Below are 22,632 nucleotides of genomic sequence, written 5' to 3'. Positions count from 1 at the left end.
AATGGTTGTTAAGCAAATTTATAAAATAATTAACAAAAATTTGGTTTTTAATGCTAAATAATTGAAAGTTTAACATCATGTAATTGTTAACTACATCAAATCAAGGACTTAACAAAGATTTAGTGTAGCAACTTCGTCATCCAATTATATTATCTTACTTTTAGCAAAGATTATTTAAACTACTTATGAGTAAAAAGAAAAAAGGCAAAAAGCCTTTCCAAGCTTCACCCGACCGGGATGGAGGATTATCAAAAAAAATTCTGGATATCTTTAAAAGTCAGCCCGAAAAGAGTTTTGACTTTAAAATTATTCTAGAAAAACTTAAAATTGAAGATACCAAAACCAGAAATAAAGTCATTCGTCTCTTAGGACAGTTAACGGCTAAAGGCCAGCTGAAGAATGTAGAAGACAAGAAATTTCAGTTTGACGGCCTGGAAGATTTCCATACAGGCATCATCGACATGACCTCTAGAGGCGATGCCTATGTGGTTGTAGAAGATATGGAACAGGATATTTATATCTCCAACAAAAACCTGAATCACGCCCTGGATGGCGACGAAGTAAAAGTCTACGTGTTCAAAAAACGCGAGAAATCGAAATCTGAAGGCGAAGTGGTTTCCATTTTGACCAGAGCTAAAACCGATTTTGTAGGTGTTTTGCACAAACAGGAAAAGTTTGGCTTTGTCGTGGTGGCCAATTCCAAAATGTACACCGATATTTTTGTGCCTAACGACAAAATGCACGATGCCGAAGATGGGCTTTTAGTGAAAGTTCGCATTCTGCAATGGAAAGACAAAGACGATTCACCTAAAGGAGAAATCACCGAAGTTCTGGGTGTTCCTGGAGAACACAATACCGAAATGCACGCTATTTTAGCGGGCTACGGCTTGCCAGAGCAATTTCCTCCAGAAGTAGAAGAATTTGCCAACGGCATCGATACTAAAATCCATCCCGCAGAAATCAAAAAACGACGGGATCTCCGAGATACCTTGACCTTTACGATAGATCCAGCCGATGCTAAAGATTTTGACGATGCCTTGAGCTTCAAAAAAATGGACAATGGCAATTTTGAAATTGGGATTCACATTGCCGATGTAGCGCATTACCTTCAGCCTGGAACCATTCTAGATGATGAAGCCTACAATAGAGCAACTTCCATTTATCTGGTAGATCGTGTGGTGCCTATGTTGCCAGAAGTACTTTCCAACGGCGCTTGCTCGTTAAGACCCAATGAAGAAAAATATACCTTTTCAGCTTTGTTTGAACTGACTCCAAAAGGAGAAGTGAAAAGCGAATGGTTTGGACGTACGGTCACGTATTCCGATGCGCGTTTTGCCTACGAAGAAGCACAGTACATCATCGATTCTGAAGACAAGCATATCCCCGCAGACGTTTCCTTAACCAAAAAGGACTATGAGGTCCAGCCAGACATTGTAGACGCTCTCGTTACTTTGAATAGGCTTGCCAAAACCATGCGCCAAAAACGCATGCAGCAAGGTGCGATATCTTTTGATAAAGTGGAGGTGAAATTTCACCTGGATGCCGATAACAATCCACAGGGGGTTTACGTGAAAACCAGTCAGGATGCGAACAAGCTGATTGAAGAATTCATGCTGCTGGCCAATAGAAAAGTGTCAGAATTTATCGGCAAACGCAAGCCGCCCAAGACCTTTGTCTACCGTTGCCACGACGAGCCTAAGGACGATCGCCTGGAAGCGTTGAATACGGTGATTTCCAAATTTGGTTACAGCATCAACATCCAAAACAAAAAGAACATCGCCAGCGCCTTAAACAGTCTTTTGGAAGACGTCAAAGGCAAAAAAGAACAAAATCTGGTGGATACCTTGACCATTCGTACCATGAGCAAGGCCTATTATTCCACCCAAAATATTGGCCATTACGGTTTGGCCTTCGACTATTATTCGCACTTTACCTCGCCGATACGACGTTATCCCGATGTGATGGCCCATCGCTTGTTGCAACGCTATCTGGACAACGAACAAAGCGCCAGTGAAACCGAATATGAAGACAAATGCAAGCATTCCAGCGAAATGGAAAAACTGGCGACCAACGCCGAGCGGGATTCCATCAAGTACATGCAGGTCAAATACATTCAGGACCAAGCAGAAACCGAATTTAAAGGCGTGATTTCTGGAGTGACCGATTTTGGTATTTTTATCGAAATCATCGAGAACAAATGCGAAGGCATGACCCGTCTCAAAGACATCTCCGACGATCATTACGACTTCAACGAAGAGCACTACGCCATCATTGGCCGCCGAACCAAGAAGATGTACCAGCTTGGTGATGAAGTCTATGTACGCGTTAAAAAAGCCGATTTAGTGAAACGCACCATCGATTTTGAACTGCTGGGCTCGGTAGAAGAAGTCGCGATTGAAAAAGAATAAATCAATTAAATAGGATTTTAAACGATCCGCAATGACAAAAAGGCGATTTAATGAGTTTAGAGCTTCATTAAATCGCCTTTTTTTGGTTTTGTAAAGAATAAAAGCTGGTTTTGTCACCCTGAACCTGCCTTCCAAGGAACGCAGGCAGGTTTATTTCAGGATCTATTTATTCAGATTTTACCCTAGTTTGCTTCAAAGCTTTTCGATACATTGCTTAATGTTCACTACTAACCTCAAGCTCCAGCTGGGTAAGGATGAGGTCTGAAGGGGAAGTACTGGCTTGATGATGAGCGTATGCACTGAATTTATAAGATAAAAACATGGGTTTTACCCTAACTCTTTTAAATAAACATGTATTTTTAGGCTGGTATAACGAGTAATAGGTAATTTAAGAAAATGAAGAAAACCATTAAAGATTTATTATATTTTGATACACAAAAGTCCATTTCACTTTACAGTCAAATGGACGAAGGAATAATAACTCAATCAACTGATAACATTGAAGAAGGTGGAGAAATTAATTCAAGTTTAGGTATTGATGTCAAAATACTTCAAGCTAAAATTGGTGCTAGTGCAAATGATAAAGAAAGTAAATCTATAACAAGAATTCCTCATCATAACTTATTAGATAAGTTGCAAGAAAATATTTATAATTCAAAATCCTATATAGACCTTGACAAAATAGATGAAATAGAATTAGATTCTGACAAACTACACGAAATATTAAAATCTAAATCATTTATAAAAGCAACAGGATGGGTGAATATAGAAGATTACGATAGACTTAAAAAAATCGCTAAAAGATTTAATTCGATATCACAATTCATACAAGAATGTAGTATTGCAGATTCAGATGAAAAGGAACAATACGATATTCTTATTCAAGATTTAAAAAAGCAACGAAAACTTATAAATAGTCAAAACGATAGAAATATAAAAACAAAAGAAAAAATCAGACTTAATAAGTTAGAGGATGATTTAGAAAAATTATTAGATGAATATAACGATACAGGGAAAATTCCTGAATATTTAGTAAATGGAATTCAATTGTTCATAGACACTTTTTTACCAGACAGAATAAATTTTAGATTTTATCCATATGAAAACCTACCAAGTTTTGAAATATTATCGAACTTAAAAAGAGAACATTTTGTAGAAACTGATATTGAAAACATTACTTTTAGTTATGGTTCTAGACCAAATCTAAAAATGACAATTTTTGGAATGATAACATCATTCCCAGAAAAGCAAGAAGAATTATTTGACCCTTTAAAAAAAGACTTGGAAAAAGAAGAAGAATCTATAGTTTTTGAACGAGCTTTTAGAGGAGTTTTTCGTGGATTTGAAGGTTTCGAGCAATTTGTTAGATATTCTAGTTTTCCAAGAATTACTGTAAATCCATTAGCCGTATACAGAGAAATAGATCTATAGAATTACCTACAAAAACTTGTAAAATGTATTTTTAGTATACTCCTAGTTACAAGATTCCTTGAGGATTTTCTATTCGATTTGTATTTACTTATTTTATTACTGAAACACGCAACAAACTATATAAAAACACTTTAGCCATGATTATCTATGAAACATAAATTATCGGAATTTTCAATTAAAAACTATCGTTCAATATCAAATATAAAATTGACATGTAATGAAAGTAATTTGATAACTATTTGTGGTTCGAATAACGTTGGAAAAACTAACTTTCTTAGAGCCTTAAACCTATTTTTTAATCCTGATATTGAAAATTTTGATCCTGATGAAGATATTCCTCATCATATTGTAGAAGGTTCTCGTGGTCAAGGATATGTTATTACATTAAAAGCAAAATTCGACGAAATAGGTACTGATAATACTTATACAATCACAGAAAATTTCACTGAACAAAAAGGGATTAAAGAAGTTAGATTTAAAGGAACAAGAAATAAAGAATCTCTAAGTGAAAAAGAAATTCGGGATTTTCTAAAGAGAAGCTTTAAGTTCTTCTTTGTAGAAGCAAGTAATGTAAACATCCCAAAACTAGTTTCAGAAATTGTAAATGATGAAATTTTACCATTAGGCCTAGATAAAAGAAGAGGCAAAAACCAAAAAGAATCTCTAGCTAAACTTGACGAATTCATTGAATTATCGAAAAAGTCTGTAGGTAAAATTGAAAGAGAGTTAACTAAAATTTTTCAAAGTTTACTAAAAGATGTTGAGTCAATTGATTCTAATGATTGGAAACTGCAAATTAGATTTCCAGAATATCTGTTTTTAAGAGAAGCAATCTCTAAAATAATAGAATTTACCCTTTTTGATACTAATGAAAGAAAACTTGAAACTAAAGGAAGTGGTATTCAACGAACTATACTTTTATCGTTAATTCAATACGTAAATTCAAGAACGAAAAAAGATATTATTTGGGCAATAGATGAACCAGAAGCCTTTCTTCAGGCTGGTTTACAGAAAAGTCTGTATTCAAAATTAATATCAGAATCAGAATCAAGTCAGATAATAATAACTACACATTCACATTTCTTTATTGATGTTAATGATCTAGAGAATACCTTCTTGTTCGAGGGCACAAAAGAATTGAAAGAGTATACAAGAAAAAAGGGATTTCTATTTTACAAATTGAATACTCTAATTTTTAAAGGATCAAATTTTGAGCAAGCTCAAAGAATCAAAAAAAACTTTGGGATAGGTAAAAATGATAGCTGGGAAGTTATGCCTTTCAATATTTTGGTTGAAGGACAAGAAGACAAGGATTTATTTATTTCATTAATGAAAAAGTTTAAATTATCAATACCTAATATCCTAGTAGGTGGCGGTGTAGATAAATATCCAGGATTTCTTCAATTCCTTAATGATTTTTGTACAGAACTCGAATATAAACCAAAAATCATTGCTGTTTTTGATCGTGACGGAGCTGGGAGAGCAAAATTTAATCAACTAAATAATAAGATTTATGAATTCATAGAGTTAAATTGTAAATACATTGATAGATTTGATGGTGAGCAATTCAATGATATAGAGTTAGAAGATTTTATATATCCAAATCTTTTCTTCGATGCTGTCAACAAGTTCCTACGTAAGAAGAAGTATTCTCAAATTAAAAAAGGAGATAGAAGAAAGCGAACTTTACCAGCATATAATAAAAAGCCAATTTTAGATTTAGCAACAGAATTGTGCCGCCAAAACAATGAAGACAAACCAGAAATAAATTTTAATTCCTTAAATATGAAATTGTTTTTATCTAAAACAATTTGCGAATTGATAGATAAAAAAGATTTAACAGGACCCAGCAATGAAAATCCTAGAGTCAAATTATTTTTGAAAGAGATAGTAGATACCTGTGGTTAACATCGGTTATTCGTTAATAACAAGTTTACCCGAAGAACTTTAATCATAGAAGCCAGAAAAGAAAAAATTGATAAGTTGGCAGGTAGGCGTCCCTAACACCCACAAATAGCGATTTAAACCCTTATATATGTTGCATCTTAATTTAACAAGCCACAACACCTATGCTCAATGACCTATAGGTTGAGGAATTCCCAGAATTAGAAAGTCAGAGATTAGTTCTAGGGCAGTTAAGCTTGACTGACGCTTAAGAGGTCTAGGTGATGCGTTCTGATGAACGGGTGATGCTGTATGGGGATCAGGAAAGGCACCAAAACCACCATCAATCCTGAAAATCAAAATTCTCGCGCAATTTTAAAAAAGATGGGGTTTCAGAAAGAAGCTTATTTTCGGGATAACTAATTTATAATGGAGCGTTTTTGGATAGTTAGGTTTATGCGTTGCTTTCATCTGATTTTATAAAGGACTCAAGAATAAAAGCTGAGGCTAATCTACTAAACTATAAATTCTAGCTTCCTGTTTTACCGAATTAAGCTAGCTTAGACCTATAATTTCAAACCTTTTGTAATAACTAATGATTGATCACAATGCATCACCAAATGAAAAGAATTCCCCTTATTTCGTCCGGAATAAAGAATTTTGTGATCAACTTGAAGAGTTTGTACTCAAAAGAAAGGGGAAGGTCAAAGGAAGTTATAATGCTTGGTCGTATGCAATAATCGGCAAAATATCAAAACCGAGTGTTTGGACGCTAAGCTATAAAAAAGCCACCTTTACCTCTGGTAATTTGTTTCTTTCGTCCAAATACCAAAATGTATTGACCTCAGCTGTATGGCAAACCAGAAATCTATTCAAGTCTAATTTTAAAATTAGGAAACGAAACAAATTGGATTTCTTTCTTCTCAACTTTTCTAATTCACGTACAATACTGAACGTTTCGGATAGATATGTGATAGATCATGACATGAGTAAAATTGATGGTTTAGAGGAGTTGATGAGCCTATTAAATCCTCTTTTTCTATCCGGTGAGATCTATAACATAGAAAACCTAAACGGTGATTTCCGAATTGACTTAAGAACAGAGCAGCATCACTTTCAAATCTTTGAACAGGTGGTAAAACTGAAAAAACTTAAACTAAACTCAAACGCTTAACTGTAAAATTGTATTTATTGATTTATATGAAAAAAACATTTTCTCTCATTCTAGTTATTCTATTGTTTCAGGGTTTTTATTCTTGTAAATCACAGTATTCGGCTGTTGAATTAAAGAACAATTTCACAAAAAAGGAAATAGAAGATCTCAAATTGATAGTTAGATTCTTTAAAGATGAAATGTGTCTTCATATGGATTCAGATTTTAAAACATGTTATGAATGGACACCACACGATTACTTGATGGCAACTGGAAATGCATTCTGGAAAAACATTGATTTTGAGGAACAAAAGAAATTATATGGGAAAATTTCCAATTCAACTTTTGATGCGATATGGAGATTTTGTGAAACTACATACTATCCAAGCGAATTAAAAGGAGATGAAATATGTTCCGTTGCAATGGGTAGATACCAACAATATTTGAATGATCTGGGTAAATCCAACCCAAGAATTGCTAAATATGCAGAAAGGATTCGGGCATCAGGAGATTTTTACGCTATAGACATTCAGTTTTCGGAAGTGCTAAATGATAAAAAATCGTTCGATCTTGACGATCCGAACATTCAACTCATACTTTCTATTCATTATTTATCTTTAAACGATCAGGCTAAAAGAAATGCTGATTAAATAGGAGATAATAAATTAGAATTTAATACTAACTAAGCATAACAGCCTTTAAAGGCTTAACTATAGGGCTCTTTTCATTTAAAAACCTAAAACATTAAAAGAAAGCGACTTTTGTATTTGAATACAACTTTAAATTCTAAAATTATAGAATCAACTAAGAACACACATTTGACACCTAAGAAACGACATCAACGGGCGGTTATCGAATACGACCAGTGTTTAGCAGACATCTCCAAGCTAAAAAAGAGAATTCCTTACTACATTGGAGTGGCATTAATACTTCCTTTTCTTTTCCCTTTCCTTCCAGGAAGAAGAGGCCGAGTACCTTTAATTGATCGAATGGAATACCATGAAGCGGTTATCTTTGGATTTGTAATTATGACAATAACAGTATCAATTGTTTATGGGTTTAAACTGGAGAACTTAAAGAAAAATTTAAAGGCATTACAGTTGAAAAAGCATCTGGCCAATAAAGCAATGGTTGATTCAGCTTAAGAGAAAAAAACCAAGCTAGTCCAAAAGAAAAATTTCAATCAAGAATATCAAGAGTTTTTAAACCTCTATGGATTTGACCTTTCAAAAAGCAAGGATATATAAAATGCTTAAAACCATTTCAATTTTTTAATTCATTTTCATAGCCCACGATTTAAATCGTGGGCTATGAAAATGATATTATGAATTTTAAAACACATAACCTACGGTTTCAACCGTGGTCCATAAAAACAGTGCATATTAGAAACCATTTTAATGGTTTGCTTAAATTAGTGGAATAATATAAACCTATCCCAATGCCACATTCCTTTAATAAAATATGGATTCACGCCATTTGGGCCACAAAAATGAGAATACCATTAATATCTTATTCTATTGAAAAGCAAGTACATCAATTTATTTCAAATCAACTTCGAGAAAATGGCTGCCCGGTTAGAATCACCAATGGGATGCCAGACCACATTCATGCCTTATTTTTATTGAATTCCTAAAAATCAATTTCAGAAATTATTAAACAAATTAAGGGGAGTAGCTCACATTGGATCAATAAAAATGAGTTAATTTCAGAAAAATTTGCTTGGCAAACAGGTTATGCAGCTTATTCGGTTTCAGAATCTGTTTTGAATACAACTTATAACTACATTAAAAATCAAAAGAAACACCATCAAAAGAAAAATTTTCTACAGGAATATGAAGCGTTTTTAAAACTCTATGGGTTTGACTCTGATAAAAATCAATCATAGTGGGAAAATGGTTAAAACCATTCCAACAATACAAATGGCGTATAGCTCATGGTTTCAACCGTGGTTAATAAAAACATAAACAATGCAAATCACCTTCACACCCATCCAGCCCAAAGAATTAGATCAAGTGATCCACATGTTTCAGGCAGCTGCCGATAAAATCAGCAGGATGAACATCGATCACTGGCAATACTGGAAGAATCCGCCTTCAGAAAAAATAGAATGGGTCAAGGAAGGTCTTGCCAACGGAGAGTATTTTTTGGTGAAAAATGAAGCTGGCGACACTCTGGGAATGCTTAGAATTTTGGACAAAGACCTGATGTACTGGGGCGAACAGGAGGAAAAAGCCAAATACATCCATTCGCTGGTGGTCCAAGAAAAATTCAACGGCAAAGGCCTGGGAGTTAAGATTATTGAAAAGGTTGCGGAAGAGGCTAAAAAACAAGATTGCAAGTACCTAAGACTGGACGCCGATTCCAAAAACCCCAACCTCTGCCGGTATTATGAAAAGCAAGGGTTTGAACAGGTGGGGGCTAAAACGTTAAGCATATCCACTTACAATCTGTATCAGAAGTTGCTTTAAACCACCTCTTGAATCACAAAGGAATTGCCGTTAAAATTCACGACATCCCCAGGGGTTTTACCCATCAGCAATTGACCGATAGGCGTACTAGGCGAAATGGCATAAAAGGTCTGGCCATCCACCTCTAAAGCTCCCAAACTCACACTGATAAAATAATGGGCCTTGGAGGTAAACACCACACTGCCCAAACTCACATGCGAGGACGTATTATCGGTAGTTAGCTGAGACAATACTGTTCGCAATTTATTGATTTCAGCCAGTTGATGTCCCGCTTTTTCACGCTCTAGTTGGACCATTGCCCTACCCGTTTCATGCTTATCCCCAGCGCTGCTTTTGGTTTCCGACAGCAGGCTGTTCTGCAAATCTGCAATTTGCCGCTGAATGCTTTGGTAACGTTGATCTACCAGTTGAAGGCATTGCTGATATAAGTCGTGTTTTAGGCTCATGGGTGGGTTTCAGATTTAAATTTCGATAAAGATAAGCTTCCTTAAGTTTAATACCTTTGGCTCGTGAAGATTTCAAAATCCATTTTACCGCTTATTGTTATTGCGCAATTCTGCTGTACATCACTCTGGTTTGCTGGGAATGCCGTTATGCCTCAGCTACTTGTTCAATTTGACCTTTTTCCCGGGGCTTTAGGACATCTCACCTCAGCAGTTCAGATAGGTTTTATTGCAGGGACTCTTTTGTTTGCTGTATTGAGTTTTGCCGACAGGTTTTCCCCTTCCCGAGTGTTTTTTGTATCGGCTTTACTGGGCGCAGGTTTTAACCTGGCCGTAATTTGGGAGGGCCATAGCTTTATGTCTTTAATAAGCTGTAGAGTGATGACAGGCGTTTTCCTGGCTGGTATTTATCCGGTGGGAATGAAAATCGCTGCCGATTATTACCAAAAAGGTTTAGGTAAGTCTTTGGGATTTCTGGTAGGAGCTTTAGTGATTGGGACCGCTTTTCCACATTTATTAAGCGATCTAACGACAGGTATGGTTTGGGAAAGCGTACTGATTTTAACTTCAGTTATAGCCGTTTTTGGAGGGGTGTTGATCTTTTGTTTTGTTCCTGATGGGCCATACCGCCAACAGAGTCAACAACTTCAACTCTCTGCGTTCTGGTCCGTTTTTAAAGTTCGTGATTTTCGGATTGCAGCCTTAGGCTATTTTGGACATATGTGGGAGCTCTATGCCTTTTGGGCTTTTGTCCCGGTGATGTTAAGTCTTTATGAGCAGTTTCATCCCGATACCACCTTTAATATCGCTCTGCTGTCCTTTCTGATCATTGGTGTAGGAAGTTTGTCCTGCGTATGCGCCGGTTACCTCTCTCAGCGTTTTGGTGCTCAACGCATCGCTTCTTTGGCTCTGGCAATCTCCGGAAGCTGTTGTCTGCTATCGCCCTGGATGTTTGGACTAGAGAATGAGGTCTTATTTATCTGTTTTCTGCTGGTGTGGGGCTTGGCGGTGATTGCCGATTCCCCCTTGCTGTCTTCTCTGGTCGCTCAACAAGCTCCTGCCGCTATCAAAGGCACAGCCTTAACCATCGTGAATTGTATTGGTTTTGCCATCACGATTGTGAGTATTCAGTTATTGAACGGGTTAAATTTAAACACACTGTCCACGAATATATATTTGGTTTTAGCATTAGGTCCTGTGTTGGGTTTGGTGGTGCTTTGGTTAAATTCTAAATCTGTTTTATCCTAGTAAAATTTTTTAGGGGTTCTCAAATTTGTTTAGCCTTCATCACTGTTTTATTCAAGTTAGAAGAAGCTTGTGAACTTCTTAAATTGTTCACTTGAAATTACTTCTTTCATTGTGCGAGAAATATTGTAGATTTAAACTTATTCTTATCAATTCATCCTTTAACTAAACGAAAATCCAATACCATAACTACTAACTATTATGAAATTAGAGAAAATTTTAGATCGACTGAATTCTATTGATAAAAATAATTTTATCAAGGTGATTGATAGTATTATCTCCCAAAATCCGAAAAATGCCAAAGCAATAGATAAAATCCTGAGTTCAGCGGATAAAGGTTTAAAATCGGTCGACAACCAAAACGTTTCTAAGGTTTTTTCTTTAATAGAAGATGAGTTTTTTGAGTATTTGAAAGGCGAGTTTCAAGACACGTCTAATCAACTGGACATTTTAATTGACATTTTGATTCGTGATGGAAATTGCATCATGCAACAAGACTGGTTTTCTAGGCTTTATGAGGCAGAATTAAAGCATATTAAAGCAAATATTAAAAAAACCAACGAGGAGTTCAAAAATGAAAAGTCAGAGATTTCGGATGAAAGAAGAAGAGATTATAAAATTTATAAAGCCTGTCTTACAACTGCTTATAGAAACGATTTAGAAAATAATAGAGAAGCAAAAATTACATCAGACGAACTATCAATTCTATTGACTTTATCAAAAGAATTGGATCTTTCTCAGGAAGAAATTAAATTGATTAATTACTCCATTCTTCCTATAAAAAAGTTGGATGTTATGGAGGTTATCAACAACCTTAAAAATATTGGGGTCATCTTTTATTCAAAAAAAGAGAATACAATTTTTGTCGCTGATGAGATGGTTCGCTTGCTTCGAAAACTAAGGAAAAAAGAAGTGGCTGATAAATTTCTAAGAAGAACCTTAAGACTACTTAGAGAGCCTATCATAAATCAAATAGCAAGGAAGCATAATATAGATAGGAATTTAAGTTACTTAGATAAGATTGAAGAAATCATTATCGAAGGAGTATCTTTTAGAGGACTTCTCATGAATGATATTTATAAAAACGAATCAAACCTTACTGAGAAGAAAAGAACTTTAAATGAGCTCTGTGAGAAGAAATTAAATATCGAAAACCTTCGAGGAAGTACTTTAGAGGAGAAGATTGAAAGTTTGATAATTTATTTTGAAAATGTAGATAAAGATGAGAACATCAATATTTCTCTTGATGGTTTTGAGAAATTGCTCACCGAACTAAATGAGTCTCTACCAAACTTAAATAAAGAAATACGGTCAAAATTTGAAATTCAAGATGAATATGTATTAAAAGCAGATTTACTTTTAGACTATAATTTTAAGCCCAGAGATATTTTAGATTTAGTTGCTAAAGACGATTTCAAAAAATTCATTTTAGATCATGATATTAAGCAACGTGGTGATAATATTCTTAATACGCTGGAACACTATAAAGATGCCGAGAATCTTTACCTAGAAAACTACGAAAAAGTAGCTTACAGAGATTTAAATACCTTGAAAGAAAATGGTATTTCTGTAAAAGAGAGTGAATTGGGAATTAAGTTTGAAGAATTAACAAGAAAGATTTTTATTGAATTAGGTTTCAATGTTGATGAAGAACTAAGAAAACAATTAAACACCAAGAAAGATCTTATTGACATCCTTTTACATTTAGACAATGGAGATGTGATTATTGTAGAATGTAAAACCAGAAAAGAAAAGGGTTACAATAAATTCAGTACAGTATCAAGACAGCTTAAATCTTATAAAAGCCTTACTGAGAAAAACGATATTCGTGTGTCAAAGATTTTACTGATCGCCCCAGAGTTTAGTGATGACTTTATTACAGACTGTGAAATGAATACCGAATTAAATCTTTCATTAATTACAGCATCCGCTTTGTCTGAAATATTTGAAGCATTTAAGAACTCAAAATATAAAGTGTTTCCTCATGTTTTATTTAGAGATGTAGTGATAAATGAGGACAGAATCATAAAAGCTTTAAGCAAATAAAGTGACCTCGATGTTTGAAAAATTATGAAAACCCTAAGCACCACTCTTCTCCTCTTTATCAGCCTTTTCACTTTTGCACAACACATCGATGAACCGATGTCCTCCAAAAAGATGAAAAAAGACCTGGAGGTGTTTAAACAGACTCGAATTAAAGCCAACTCGGGACTCTATAAATACCGAACAGAAGCCCAAATCGATAGCATTTACCAATGGGCAGAAACTGAAATTGAGCAGTCTTCTACGTATCTGGATTTTTATAACATCATTTGTCAACTCACCGATTTTGAGGGCAGTCTGCATAATGACACTAGTCTTCCAGATAAGTACTTTGATAACTTAAAAGCCGAATCCTCTGGTTACTTCCCTTATCCTATTAAATGGATAGAAGGGAAATGGCGAATTAATTTTGAAGGTGGAGAGCTTCCTCTGGGTGCTGAGCTTTTAGAAATTAATGGAGAGCCTATCTTAGATGTAATTGAAAATCTTTACAAATATTCCAACACAGATGGGGATAATCTCACTGGAAAAAGAATTGATTTAAGAGCATACTTTTCCGAATACTACAGATTGCATTATGGGCAGAAAAAAGACTTCAGAGTAACGTTCAAAAGACTTAATTCAAATTCAGAAATAACCAAAACACTGGAAAGTGTAAGTAATTCTGAATATTATAAAAATTTCAGAGCACTATACTCCAAGCCCCTCGATCAGGTTTATTACACCAATTTAAACGAACATCAAAAATACGGTTTTAAACAAGTGGATTCCTTCACAGGAGTTTTGACTATCCATTCCTTTAGTATGGGTAACGAAAACTCAGATGAGCATAAAACCTATGCTGCTTTTTTGGATAGTATCTTTACAAAGGTTAAAAAGGATAAGTTAAAAAACTTAATCGTAGATGTCCGCCAGAATGGCGGTGGCGATGATCCTAATGATCTCTTGACTTATTCATATTTATCGCAACGAAATTTTCAAGAAAACAAAGAAGCCTGGATCAGTTTCAGAAAAATTCCACTTATCAGATATTATGATATTTGGATTCCTAAACTTATTAGGCCATTAGTTGTAGGTGGACATAATAGGCAACTTCAAGAAATCTTTCCGTTGGAAAAAGATGGAAAATATTATCAAGATGAAACTAGTAAGGATCATCAAGTGCGTCAGCCTAATGAAAACGCGTTTACAGGACAAATTTATTTACTTACGAGTCCGGCAGTCGCTTCTGCTGGCAGTTTGTTTGCCGCCATGGTTGCCGGAAATGAAAATACAATTACGTTAGGAGAGGAAACCATTGGGGGTTATTACGGACACAATGGGCATACTCCTTTTGATTATGTTTTACCAAAATCTAAACTCGCTACCAGTTTTTCAATAGTAAATCTGGAGCAAGATGTTCCTGAAAAATCCAATCAGATCTACGGCAGAGGTATTATTCCCGATCATAAAGTGTCTCAATCTCTGGAAGATTTTCTTACTAATGAAGATACGCAGATGAAATTTACTTTGGAATTGCTTGAAAAGAGGTGAAATTCATATAAAGATAAATTAGATTCATGACCACACTGCAAAACAGAATTTTAGGCACTCTCCTTTTGATAACTGGTATTGTTATTCAAAACCTAAACTTTTTTAAATCTGAATTTATAGCTGGAGCGTTGACTGCAATAGGTTTTGGTATTATTGTTTGTGCCGGAATTCTTTTTAAAAAGAAACAGCAATGAGTTTTGGCGCAGGACATATTCAGGACATGAACAATCGGTTAAAGCAAAACCGAGCTCAGCGTCCATCTCAGCGAAAAAAATTTAAAGATAACAATCGGGAAGGGATTCATTCTAAATCTTCTAAACCCATAAAGTCAACATTAAAACAAATCCCAGAAGAAAAAGTCAAGGCAGCCAAACTTCAAATTCAAAAAGCAGCAGCTAAACATCGCAAAAAGCTTCGAATATTTTATGGTATAAGCTTAGTCTTTACTCTTCTGGTTTTCATCGCTCTTTACTGGTTTCTTAATTAAGACTTCTTTCGCCAGATACTCACCTCAGACCTTTGCACTTCAAAGCTTCTGCTCGATTGTCGGATCGGATAGGTCAGTTGCAAAGGTTCTGTAACCAGGTTAAAGTGTTTGGATAAAATGTCGGTGATGCCATCGATAGACCTCACAGGTTCTCCGTCTTTCTTAAATCCTCCGGGCCAGTGTTCCACCTCGCTGGTGCTTGATTCCCAGGCGTAGGTAGACCCTAAAATCAATGTCCCACCAGCGTTTAATCGCTCGTGAATCCTGCTCAAAACTGCCTTGGGCTGGCGAATGTCTTCCAGCAGATTCATAGCGACGATCACATCATAACCGGTGTAGCGTTCCTTAAGCTTCATGACGTCATCCTGCATAAATTGAAGGTGATCCAATGTGTTGTCCAGTTTCAAATCTTTGAGCACGACATCCTTAAATACAGATAATTCACCTTCATCTTTGATGACATACCTCAGCAAGCCGTTCTTTTGCAATTCAATAGCCGGACGGATAAAACGAGCTGAGGCATCAATGGCGGTCACCTCTTTAAAATGACGAATAGCTTCAAAAGCCAAACGACCTGTATCGCAGTTGAGGTCCAGTAGTTTTTTATCAGCTGGATTTTCAATATGGTTTTTCAAAACTTCCAGCACCTGTAGAGGCAGTTTGGTCATGCCCAAATAGTCGTCTCCATAGTTATGTTCGCAGGAGATGGTGACTTCTTCATCGGTTTCATAACTATCCACTCGAATTTCAGGTTCAAACTCAGATTCGACATAACGAAAGCCAGCATGCTGATAGAAATGCCGTCTAAAGGCATAACGAGCATTCAAAGTCGCTTCATTCCCCGTAGAGATCCAGGAACCCCCTTTGATGAGGTTATGCTTACCATCGAAAGTAGGCGTCGAGAAATCATCGTACAACGGATGCACTTTGAATCCTGGATAACCTGTAATGGGCGTTTCTGTCCATTGCCAGACGTTTCCCATGAGATCGTAAAAATCACCAAAAGCAAAGCTGTCCACGGGACAGGAAGAGCTGTAATGCTCGAGATTGATGTTACCTGGAGCGACATCCCATTCGATGGCGTCTTTTACCTGGCTCACTTCGATTAACTTATACCACTCTGCCTCTGTGGGTAAGCGGAGTGTTTTGCCGGTTTTGGCAGACTTCCAGTTGCAAAAGGCCTTGGCTTCCAGGTAGTTGATTTCTGCCGGGAAGCTCCATTTCATAGGAACAATTTGGGTCATTAATCGTAACTTGTAACTGTCGTTTTCCTTAATCCAGAATTGAGGATGCTCAGCTTCTTTATAAGTACACCAGGACCAGCCCTCTTCGGTCCACCACTTTTTGTCCTGATAGCCTCCGTCTTCGATGAACTCTAAAAACTCAGCATTAGAGACTAAATATTTGGAAGCTTTAAAATCTTCTACCTGTTCTTCAAAACTACCGTACTCTAAGTCCCAGCCGTAAAGTGGGTGATTTGGAACTTTACCTAATTGAATTTCGGAGCCTTTGATGGCTATTAATTCGTTGGCAACTACAGAATGATCTTCATGACATACGTTGGTAAAGATACCGGTTTGCAATTTCTCAATCGGGAGTTGACGGATGAGTACAGATGAGGTTTCGATATGAATGTTTTGATGCTCAATCCCCATGAGGATAGGCCAGAAAGCATTTTCCCAGTTGATAGGCAACTCCAGAGGCAATTCTTTAATGAGTTTGGTAATCTCAGCTTTAACGGTTTTGCGGTACTCTCGAACCTCGGCAACTGTAGGCCAGTCGTAATTTTCTTCGTTGAGGTCGTCCCAGGACATTTCATCCACGCCAATAGCAAAAATCGACTCAAAATGCGGATTGATATGTTCAGGCAGTAGTCCGGCAAGGACCAATTTATTGACAAAAAACACACTGGTGTGCCCGTAATAAAATATGATAGGATGACGAAGTGGATCGGCTCTCATATAGAAGGCCTCTTCGTCTTTTAAAGTGTTGTAAAGCTGAGTATCCAGCTCAAAGGTTCTGTTGAAATAATCGAGGATTTCTTGGCGCTTATCTTCAACACTGCCTTCAGTTAAAACCGGTGTTTTTATATTAAATTCTTTCATAGTTTTCCTTAATAGGACTTAAGCATGTAGATTTTTTCCATTTCAAAAGGTTCTTTAGAAATGGGCTTTAATTTTTCTTGAAAAATACTTCCGCATTCATTAAAACCTGAATTTTTATAAAGTTGAACAGCAATTTCATTTTTGCTCCATACCCTGAGCAAAACATGGGTTATATCAGGGTTCAATGTAGCTTCAAATTCTTCAAATAAGCCTTTACCAAGCCCCCTGCCGCGAAACTCTTTATCGACCAGGACTTCGGCGATGTATAAAGTTTCAGCATCAGAATAATTGTCTTTGAGGTGATCAGGGCGTTCCTGGTCAAAGCTTGGGGGAGTAGCAATTAAAGCTGCAACTAGCTGTTTTTCTGAAAAGCCAAGGATGGCATACCCCCTTTCAAAAAGCTGTTGGAGATAGACCTCGGCATCTTCAGATTCGATATGCTGAGCCGAGAGTCCTTTGGTAAACGTATCGAGATAGAGATCTCTAAGCTTTAGGCTTTGATCTTGATAGTTTGTCTTAGTAACTTTTATATAATTAATCATGAGTTGCAAAATTATGTTTAATGAATTTTAATTAAGTTTCTATTTTTATTAAAAATTCATTAATTAAATTTACAGCGATATCCCTTAAGTGAAATTGAAAATGACTCGAGTCAAGGCCTTTAAAACTCAAAAGGTATTCTCCAAACTAATGATAGGTTTTGGAGTTTTGTTCTTATTGGTTGGAATTTTTGCAATAGTAAAATTATTTATAGGTAAGTCCGGTACTGAATCCTCTTCAGTAGATTGGACCGGATTCCTGCAGGGATTTCAAGGATTATTTTTTATAGTGCTAGGCACTTATAACCTTAGAAATGAAAAATACTATATAGAATGGGATGAACAACAGTTGAGGTTTTTCCTTCCTCAAACCAAACAACTTGAAGTCATCCATTTTGAAGACATACAAACTATTCAGGTCAAGCTTTTCGAAATTCAGCTTCAACTTAAGGATAAAAACTATACACTGGATTTGAATACAATGGAAGACGAAGCTTTAAAACAGGTAAAAGCTAAATTCAAGGATCTTCAACAGAATCAAAATAGAAATAACTCTCTAGATGTAGCTTAAATAGATTTTTATGCCCAAGGCTTTGATTTGTATTCAATGAAAGTTAAACCTCTAAAGAGTCGGAAGCACTAAAATCTAGAATTGATACAATTCAACTAATACATTTCAAAAACCATAGTTAGGATCTGGCTTTTTTCGTCTTCAGACGGTATTGTCAATAACCTCTTTGTGCTTTTCACTTGAAGATAAAACGGAGAACTTAATAAATCTACACCACTAGCCTTTTTTAAGCGGGTTCCCTGTCCAGAAATGATGTCTTTATTGGGTATAAAGTCAGCATTTGGGATGTGTTCGGTAACAATAACGTATTTAAAAGCTTTTAACTTATAGGCAATCGCACCAATCTCCTTGTTAGAAAGGTGCTGGAGCACTTGCCTCACTACAGCACAATCTCCGTCTGGTAGCTCGTCTGTGGCGATATCCAGTTGAAGGAACTCGACGCACTCGTCTTTAAATTTACGCTTGTTATAGGTAATCAAATCCTCTACGATATCGACGGCTATGTATTTACTGGTGTAAGCTATCAATTTAGAACCCACATTAAAGTCACCGCACCCAAGGTCACAAACGACGGGTGGCGTTTCAAAAGAAGAAAGAAATGAAGTGACAACCTCAATGTAAGGATCTACAAGTTCAGGACGATGGGAACCTTCTCCTGAGTAAAAATCAGAAGGATTGCCGCCCCAGAGTTGTTTCTCGTAAATCTGAGCCATAGCCTTTTTTGTAGGCCAGGCTTGTTTTACAGCTCCTGGATTTAGTTCTTTTGATTTCATATCCTAACTTTACGAGCCTAATTACTTTTAAAAGGCGCTAATTTACTCAATAGAATTTTCATTAAATTAAAAGAAAAGGGTTTAGTAATGCTTACTTGTGATTTTGATTCTCTTCAAAAGGCCCTAATAAAACATCTTGTTAAGACCACCAGTCGACCCCTTGGAAATCTTTAATTTTGCACATCTAAAAATAAAATTATGCAAACTCACAACGTGCAGACTTATATAAAAGAGGTTTTAGACCAAGTACCTACAGACTGGCTAAAGCTTACCACCCACAGGCTGGATATCTATAACGAAAGCCAGGCCAAAACCGAGTTTTTGGAGCAACTGGAAGTCTTGTATCAAAACCACACCGCAGACACTTCCAAGTTAGCGAAACTCCCCACAGCTTACGATTACATTCGCCTTGGACATCCGCTGTCATCGGTTTTAGAATGGGGAATTGCCCATAAATACGGCATCAAAGCTGAACAAGTTATCAGTTTTTCATCACAGACGATGTCAATTTTTGCTGTTTTGCGTTCCAACAAACTTCAGAACAAGGCTACTCAACTTGTTTATACCGAAGATCTGCCCGACTTCTTCGATGCTGAAACCCTTAAACGGGTTTATGGCTATACTTTAGAGTTGAAAAAAGTTAACAGCAGTACTGAGATTCCAGAGTTTGAAGGCAGTACCATTTTTGTTTCTCAGGATCATGAGGTTGGCAAAGCTGAATTGAATGCAGCTATCGATTTTCACGTGAATCTCTATCCGAAACTGGGGAGCATTTTGATAGTGAATGGTGAAGAGAATGCAGCTTACATTTCAGACATCCAGCATGTGCGACGACGAGAAACCATTGCCATGACGCCGTCAGATGCGTTTGAAGCTTTACAGCGATTTGTTGAGGTTTCTCCTTCTGTGAAAAGAAATGAAGACCGAGCGACCAATTTAGCCAGTGTCATCAAATCGGTTCAGGACATAACTCTTGCGTCTTCCGATGTGTTGCTTGGCTCCTGCGGACTCTCCGTTCAATATGCCATTATGATGGGACTTATCGATGATGCCAAAACCAAACACCCTGGTAAGCGCATCAAAATTATTGTTCCACCCAACTGTTATGGTGGAACCAACGACCAGGCCAGACGTGTGGTTGCTGCAGTAGATGGCGTCGATATTATGGATCTCCCCGTAGACCAGGATAATGACATGGTACAAAGTACCGCTCAGGTGCTGGACCAGACGGCCAAAGACGATGCCGTACCTTACATCATTGCAGAAATTCCTACCAATCCCAGAGTAGAAGTCCCAGATTTGGAAGCACTCACGGCTGCTTTGAGAAATCAAAGACATACCCCAGATGGTAAGGCTGCTATTTCACCTGTCTTTATTTTGGATCAAACCTTTTGTCCAAACGTTCACTTTTTGAGCAAAGACGGTCTGTTTGCCGACATTAGAACCATTTCTTATGTAAGCGGATCCAAGTTCCCAAGTGGTGGTCGCTGTACAGCTGGCTATTGTGTAGCCAATGAAAAGGCAGATGACTTGATGCCAAGCATTCAAAAGCATTTTCAGCTTTGCGACAACGAAGCGACAGACCTTCAGGTGGAAATTTTGGCCGAGCAGTTGCCGTCCATGAACCAAAGAATCAAAGACGCGTATAAAAACACCCGTGAGTTTGTGGACTTCATCAAGGAAGAACTCCCAGAAGCCAAAATCAATTTTGTACCCGATGAGGTCGTTGAGCAGGGCTTTACGCCATCGGTGTTTTCACTGGATCTCCCTACCAAAGGCGCTACCGATGAAGAACGCGAAACCTATAAAAGAGCTTTAAACCATAAGCTCATTACGATGATGATTACTCAGATTCCAGAAAGCAAGCATTGCGTGAGTTACGGCCAACTGAAGGGCTGCTACTGGACGATACCTGCCACGTCTACCCAAGGCACCACCAAGGAAGAAGACAAGGACTACATCGCACGGGTGTCGGTTTCACCAGACTTGGACTTGGACCAGCATAAACAAGTGTTTTCAGAATTTGTGAAGCAGTTGTAAGAAAATGATTGTCACCCTGAACTTGTTTCAGAGTCTGGCATTTTAATAAGTCTATGTTTAGCGGGACATATCGAAAGCTTTGTAGATTAAAATTATACTATTGTCACCCTGAACTTGTTTCAGGGTCTTTTTTATTCTGAATTTGTCTGAGTTGACTTCAAGGCTGTTGGATACATGTCTTTAGGCTTTGAACTGGTTTAGACTTTTCAGCGATAGGGATTACAGCCTAAGGTTTAAATCTATGTGTCCTCTGTGCCTCAGTGGTAATTCAACCCACCACAAGTACTCTTAACATCTAGGTTTTTAAAGATCTTATTCTGAATTACTCCTCGTTGGCTTAACGGGTTTCGATACATTTCTTTAGGCTTTGTAAGGGTTTACACTTTCCTGCGATAGAGGTTTCAGCTTATCGTTTAAAATAAAAATTCTGCGTCCTCTGCACCTTAGCGGTTTAATTTTTGAATAAATACATTCATTTAAGTAGTTCAATTTTACCAAACATTTAAAAGCCATTTGAGTAAAGATGAGGTTCAAAAGCATTTATTTTGAACAACTTTGAAATTTGCTATGCTTAAAATCGCTTTCCATCACATCTACAAACATCCTTTACCAGAAGGGCACCGCTTCCCGATGGAAAAATACGACCTTCTGCCCAAGCAATTGCTGCACGAAGGGACCTGCGAACCTGAGAATTTCTTTCAGCCAGAAATTGTAGAAGACAATGAAAAGTACATTCAGTCGGTGCATACGCCTCAATATCTGAAGGAATTATACAGCATAACGATTGAACCACGTAAAGCCAGAAAGATTGGGTTTCCATTATCGTCTATCTTGGTAGAACGCGAACGCATCATTACCAACGGAACGATTCAGGCCTGTAACTTTGCTTTAGAACACGGAGTGGCGATGAACATAGCTGGCGGAACCCACCACGCTTATTCCGATCACGGCGAAGCCTTTTGTATGCTTAATGACCAGGCGATTGGCGCGCAGTATTTACTTCAGAATAAATTAGCTAAACAGATTTTAGTTGTAGATCTTGATGTACATCAGGGTAACGGCACGGCTGAGATTTTTCAAAATGATGACAGAGTGTTTACCTTTTCCATGCATGGCAAAAGCAACTATCCCTTCAAAAAAGAAAAATCTGACCTGGACTTACCCATGGACAATGATTGCGGCGATGAGGAATTTCTAAACGCACTTAGATCCACCTTACCTCAGCTTATTGATCGTGTTCAACCAGACTTTATTTTTTTTCTGTCAGGGGTGGATATTTTGAGCACCGATAAATTAGGCAAATTAGGCTGTAGTGTGGAAGGCTGTAAACGCAGAGATGAATTTGTGTTTGAGCAATGCCTAAAGCACGACATCCCGGTCGAAGTCAGTATGGGTGGCGGCTATTCCAAAGACATCAAAACCATCATCGATGCTCATGCTAACACCTATCGCACAGCACAGCAGATGTATTTTTAACAGTGGTTAGGTAGTAGTTAGTGAGTTAGTGAG

The 22,632-nt window shown here is 37.1% G+C and carries 18 protein-coding genes and 1 pseudogene; 15 read left to right on the top strand and 4 right to left on the bottom strand.

Annotation, left to right across the window (positions count from 1 at the left end; genetic code table 11):
- Positions 1-185 precede the first annotated feature (185 nt).
- From rnr to LB454_RS12460, 8 genes and pseudogenes are all read left to right on the top strand, one after another.
- Positions 186-2,408 (top strand): ribonuclease R, encoded by a 2,223-nt coding sequence (gene rnr, locus LB454_RS12495; RefSeq protein ID WP_224465010.1) that lies wholly within the window; start codon positions 186-188, stop codon positions 2,406-2,408.
- Positions 2,409-2,804: 396 nt separating this feature from the next.
- A complete protein-coding gene (locus LB454_RS12490) occupies positions 2,805-3,839 on the top strand; it encodes a DUF6414 family protein (protein WP_224465009.1) in 1,035 nt (344 codons plus the stop codon).
- A 147-nt stretch (positions 3,840-3,986) separates the two neighbouring features.
- Positions 3,987-5,747 (top strand): ATP-dependent nuclease, encoded by a 1,761-nt coding sequence (locus LB454_RS12485; protein ID WP_224465008.1) that lies wholly within the window; start codon positions 3,987-3,989, stop codon positions 5,745-5,747.
- Positions 5,748-6,318: 571 nt separating this feature from the next.
- Positions 6,319-6,897, top strand: a complete 579-nt coding sequence (locus tag LB454_RS12480) for a hypothetical protein (protein ID WP_224465007.1) — start codon at positions 6,319-6,321, stop codon at positions 6,895-6,897.
- Between the two features lie 191 nt (positions 6,898-7,088).
- On the top strand, positions 7,089-7,526 hold the full coding sequence (locus LB454_RS12475) for a hypothetical protein (protein WP_224465006.1): 438 nt from the start codon (positions 7,089-7,091) through the stop codon (positions 7,524-7,526).
- A 168-nt stretch (positions 7,527-7,694) separates the two neighbouring features.
- Positions 7,695-8,021: a hypothetical protein gene (locus LB454_RS12470; protein ID WP_224465005.1), complete on the top strand. Its 327-nt coding sequence runs from the start codon at positions 7,695-7,697 to the stop codon at positions 8,019-8,021.
- A gap of 293 nt (positions 8,022-8,314) precedes the next feature.
- Positions 8,315-8,761: pseudogene (gene tnpA, locus LB454_RS12465) on the top strand (IS200/IS605 family transposase).
- Between the two features lie 82 nt (positions 8,762-8,843).
- A complete protein-coding gene (locus LB454_RS12460) occupies positions 8,844-9,344 on the top strand; it encodes a GNAT family N-acetyltransferase (protein WP_224465004.1) in 501 nt (166 codons plus the stop codon).
- Here the strand turns inward: LB454_RS12460 and LB454_RS12455 are convergent.
- Positions 9,341-9,790, bottom strand: a complete 450-nt coding sequence (locus LB454_RS12455; RefSeq protein ID WP_224465003.1) for a GreA/GreB family elongation factor — start codon at positions 9,788-9,790, stop codon at positions 9,341-9,343. The genes LB454_RS12460 and LB454_RS12455 overlap by 4 nt on opposite strands.
- A gap of 63 nt (positions 9,791-9,853) precedes the next feature.
- On the opposite strand from LB454_RS12455, the gene LB454_RS12450 reads away from it, so the two are divergent.
- The 4 genes from LB454_RS12450 to LB454_RS12435 all read left to right on the top strand — a co-directional run bounded on the left by LB454_RS12450 (position 9,854) and on the right by LB454_RS12435 (position 15,095).
- The gene (locus tag LB454_RS12450; protein ID WP_224465002.1) at positions 9,854-11,035 is read left to right on the top strand and encodes an MFS transporter; all 1,182 of its coding nucleotides are present in this window, start codon (positions 9,854-9,856) and stop codon (positions 11,033-11,035) included.
- Between the two features lie 198 nt (positions 11,036-11,233).
- Complete coding sequence (locus tag LB454_RS12445; RefSeq protein WP_224465001.1) at positions 11,234-13,078, top strand: hypothetical protein; 1,845 nt, start codon at positions 11,234-11,236, stop codon at positions 13,076-13,078.
- A 24-nt stretch (positions 13,079-13,102) separates the two neighbouring features.
- A complete protein-coding gene (locus LB454_RS12440) occupies positions 13,103-14,608 on the top strand; it encodes a S41 family peptidase (RefSeq protein ID WP_224465000.1) in 1,506 nt (501 codons plus the stop codon).
- 190 nt (positions 14,609-14,798) lie between these two features.
- Positions 14,799-15,095 carry a hypothetical protein gene (locus LB454_RS12435; RefSeq protein ID WP_224464999.1) on the top strand — a complete coding sequence of 99 codons (297 nt, stop codon included), beginning with the start codon at positions 14,799-14,801 and terminating at the stop codon, positions 15,093-15,095.
- Here LB454_RS12435 and ovoA read toward each other — a convergent pair.
- Both ovoA and LB454_RS12425 read right to left on the bottom strand, forming a co-directional pair.
- A complete protein-coding gene (ovoA, locus tag LB454_RS12430) occupies positions 15,092-17,200 on the bottom strand; it encodes a 5-histidylcysteine sulfoxide synthase (protein WP_224464998.1) in 2,109 nt (702 codons plus the stop codon). The two genes, LB454_RS12435 and ovoA, sit on opposite strands and share 4 nt — an antisense overlap.
- Before the next feature lie 8 nt (positions 17,201-17,208).
- Positions 17,209-17,742 (bottom strand): GNAT family N-acetyltransferase, encoded by a 534-nt coding sequence (locus tag LB454_RS12425; RefSeq protein WP_224464997.1) that lies wholly within the window; start codon positions 17,740-17,742, stop codon positions 17,209-17,211.
- Positions 17,743-17,842: 100 nt separating this feature from the next.
- On the opposite strand from LB454_RS12425, the gene LB454_RS12420 reads away from it, so the two are divergent.
- A complete protein-coding gene (locus tag LB454_RS12420) occupies positions 17,843-18,310 on the top strand; it encodes a hypothetical protein (protein WP_224464996.1) in 468 nt (155 codons plus the stop codon).
- 95 nt (positions 18,311-18,405) lie between these two features.
- Here the strand turns inward: LB454_RS12420 and LB454_RS12415 are convergent, their stop codons facing one another.
- Complete coding sequence (locus LB454_RS12415) at positions 18,406-19,083, bottom strand: class I SAM-dependent methyltransferase (RefSeq protein ID WP_224464995.1); 678 nt, start codon at positions 19,081-19,083, stop codon at positions 18,406-18,408.
- Positions 19,084-19,281: 198 nt separating this feature from the next.
- On the opposite strand from LB454_RS12415, the gene LB454_RS12410 reads away from it, so the two are divergent.
- Together LB454_RS12410 and LB454_RS12405 are read left to right on the top strand one after the other, a co-directional pair.
- Positions 19,282-21,123, top strand: a complete 1,842-nt coding sequence (locus LB454_RS12410) for a PLP-dependent aminotransferase family protein (protein ID WP_224464994.1) — start codon at positions 19,282-19,284, stop codon at positions 21,121-21,123.
- Between the two features lie 567 nt (positions 21,124-21,690).
- Positions 21,691-22,599: a histone deacetylase family protein gene (locus LB454_RS12405; RefSeq protein WP_224464993.1), complete on the top strand. Its 909-nt coding sequence runs from the start codon at positions 21,691-21,693 to the stop codon at positions 22,597-22,599.
- Positions 22,600-22,632: the final 33 nt, after the last annotated feature.

Origin of the sequence: Psychroflexus montanilacus (genome assembly GCF_020164535.1) — a bacterium.
Taxonomy (GTDB): Bacteria; Bacteroidota; Bacteroidia; order Flavobacteriales; family Flavobacteriaceae; genus Psychroflexus; species Psychroflexus montanilacus.
This window is presented reverse-complemented; position numbering and strand designations above follow the sequence as displayed.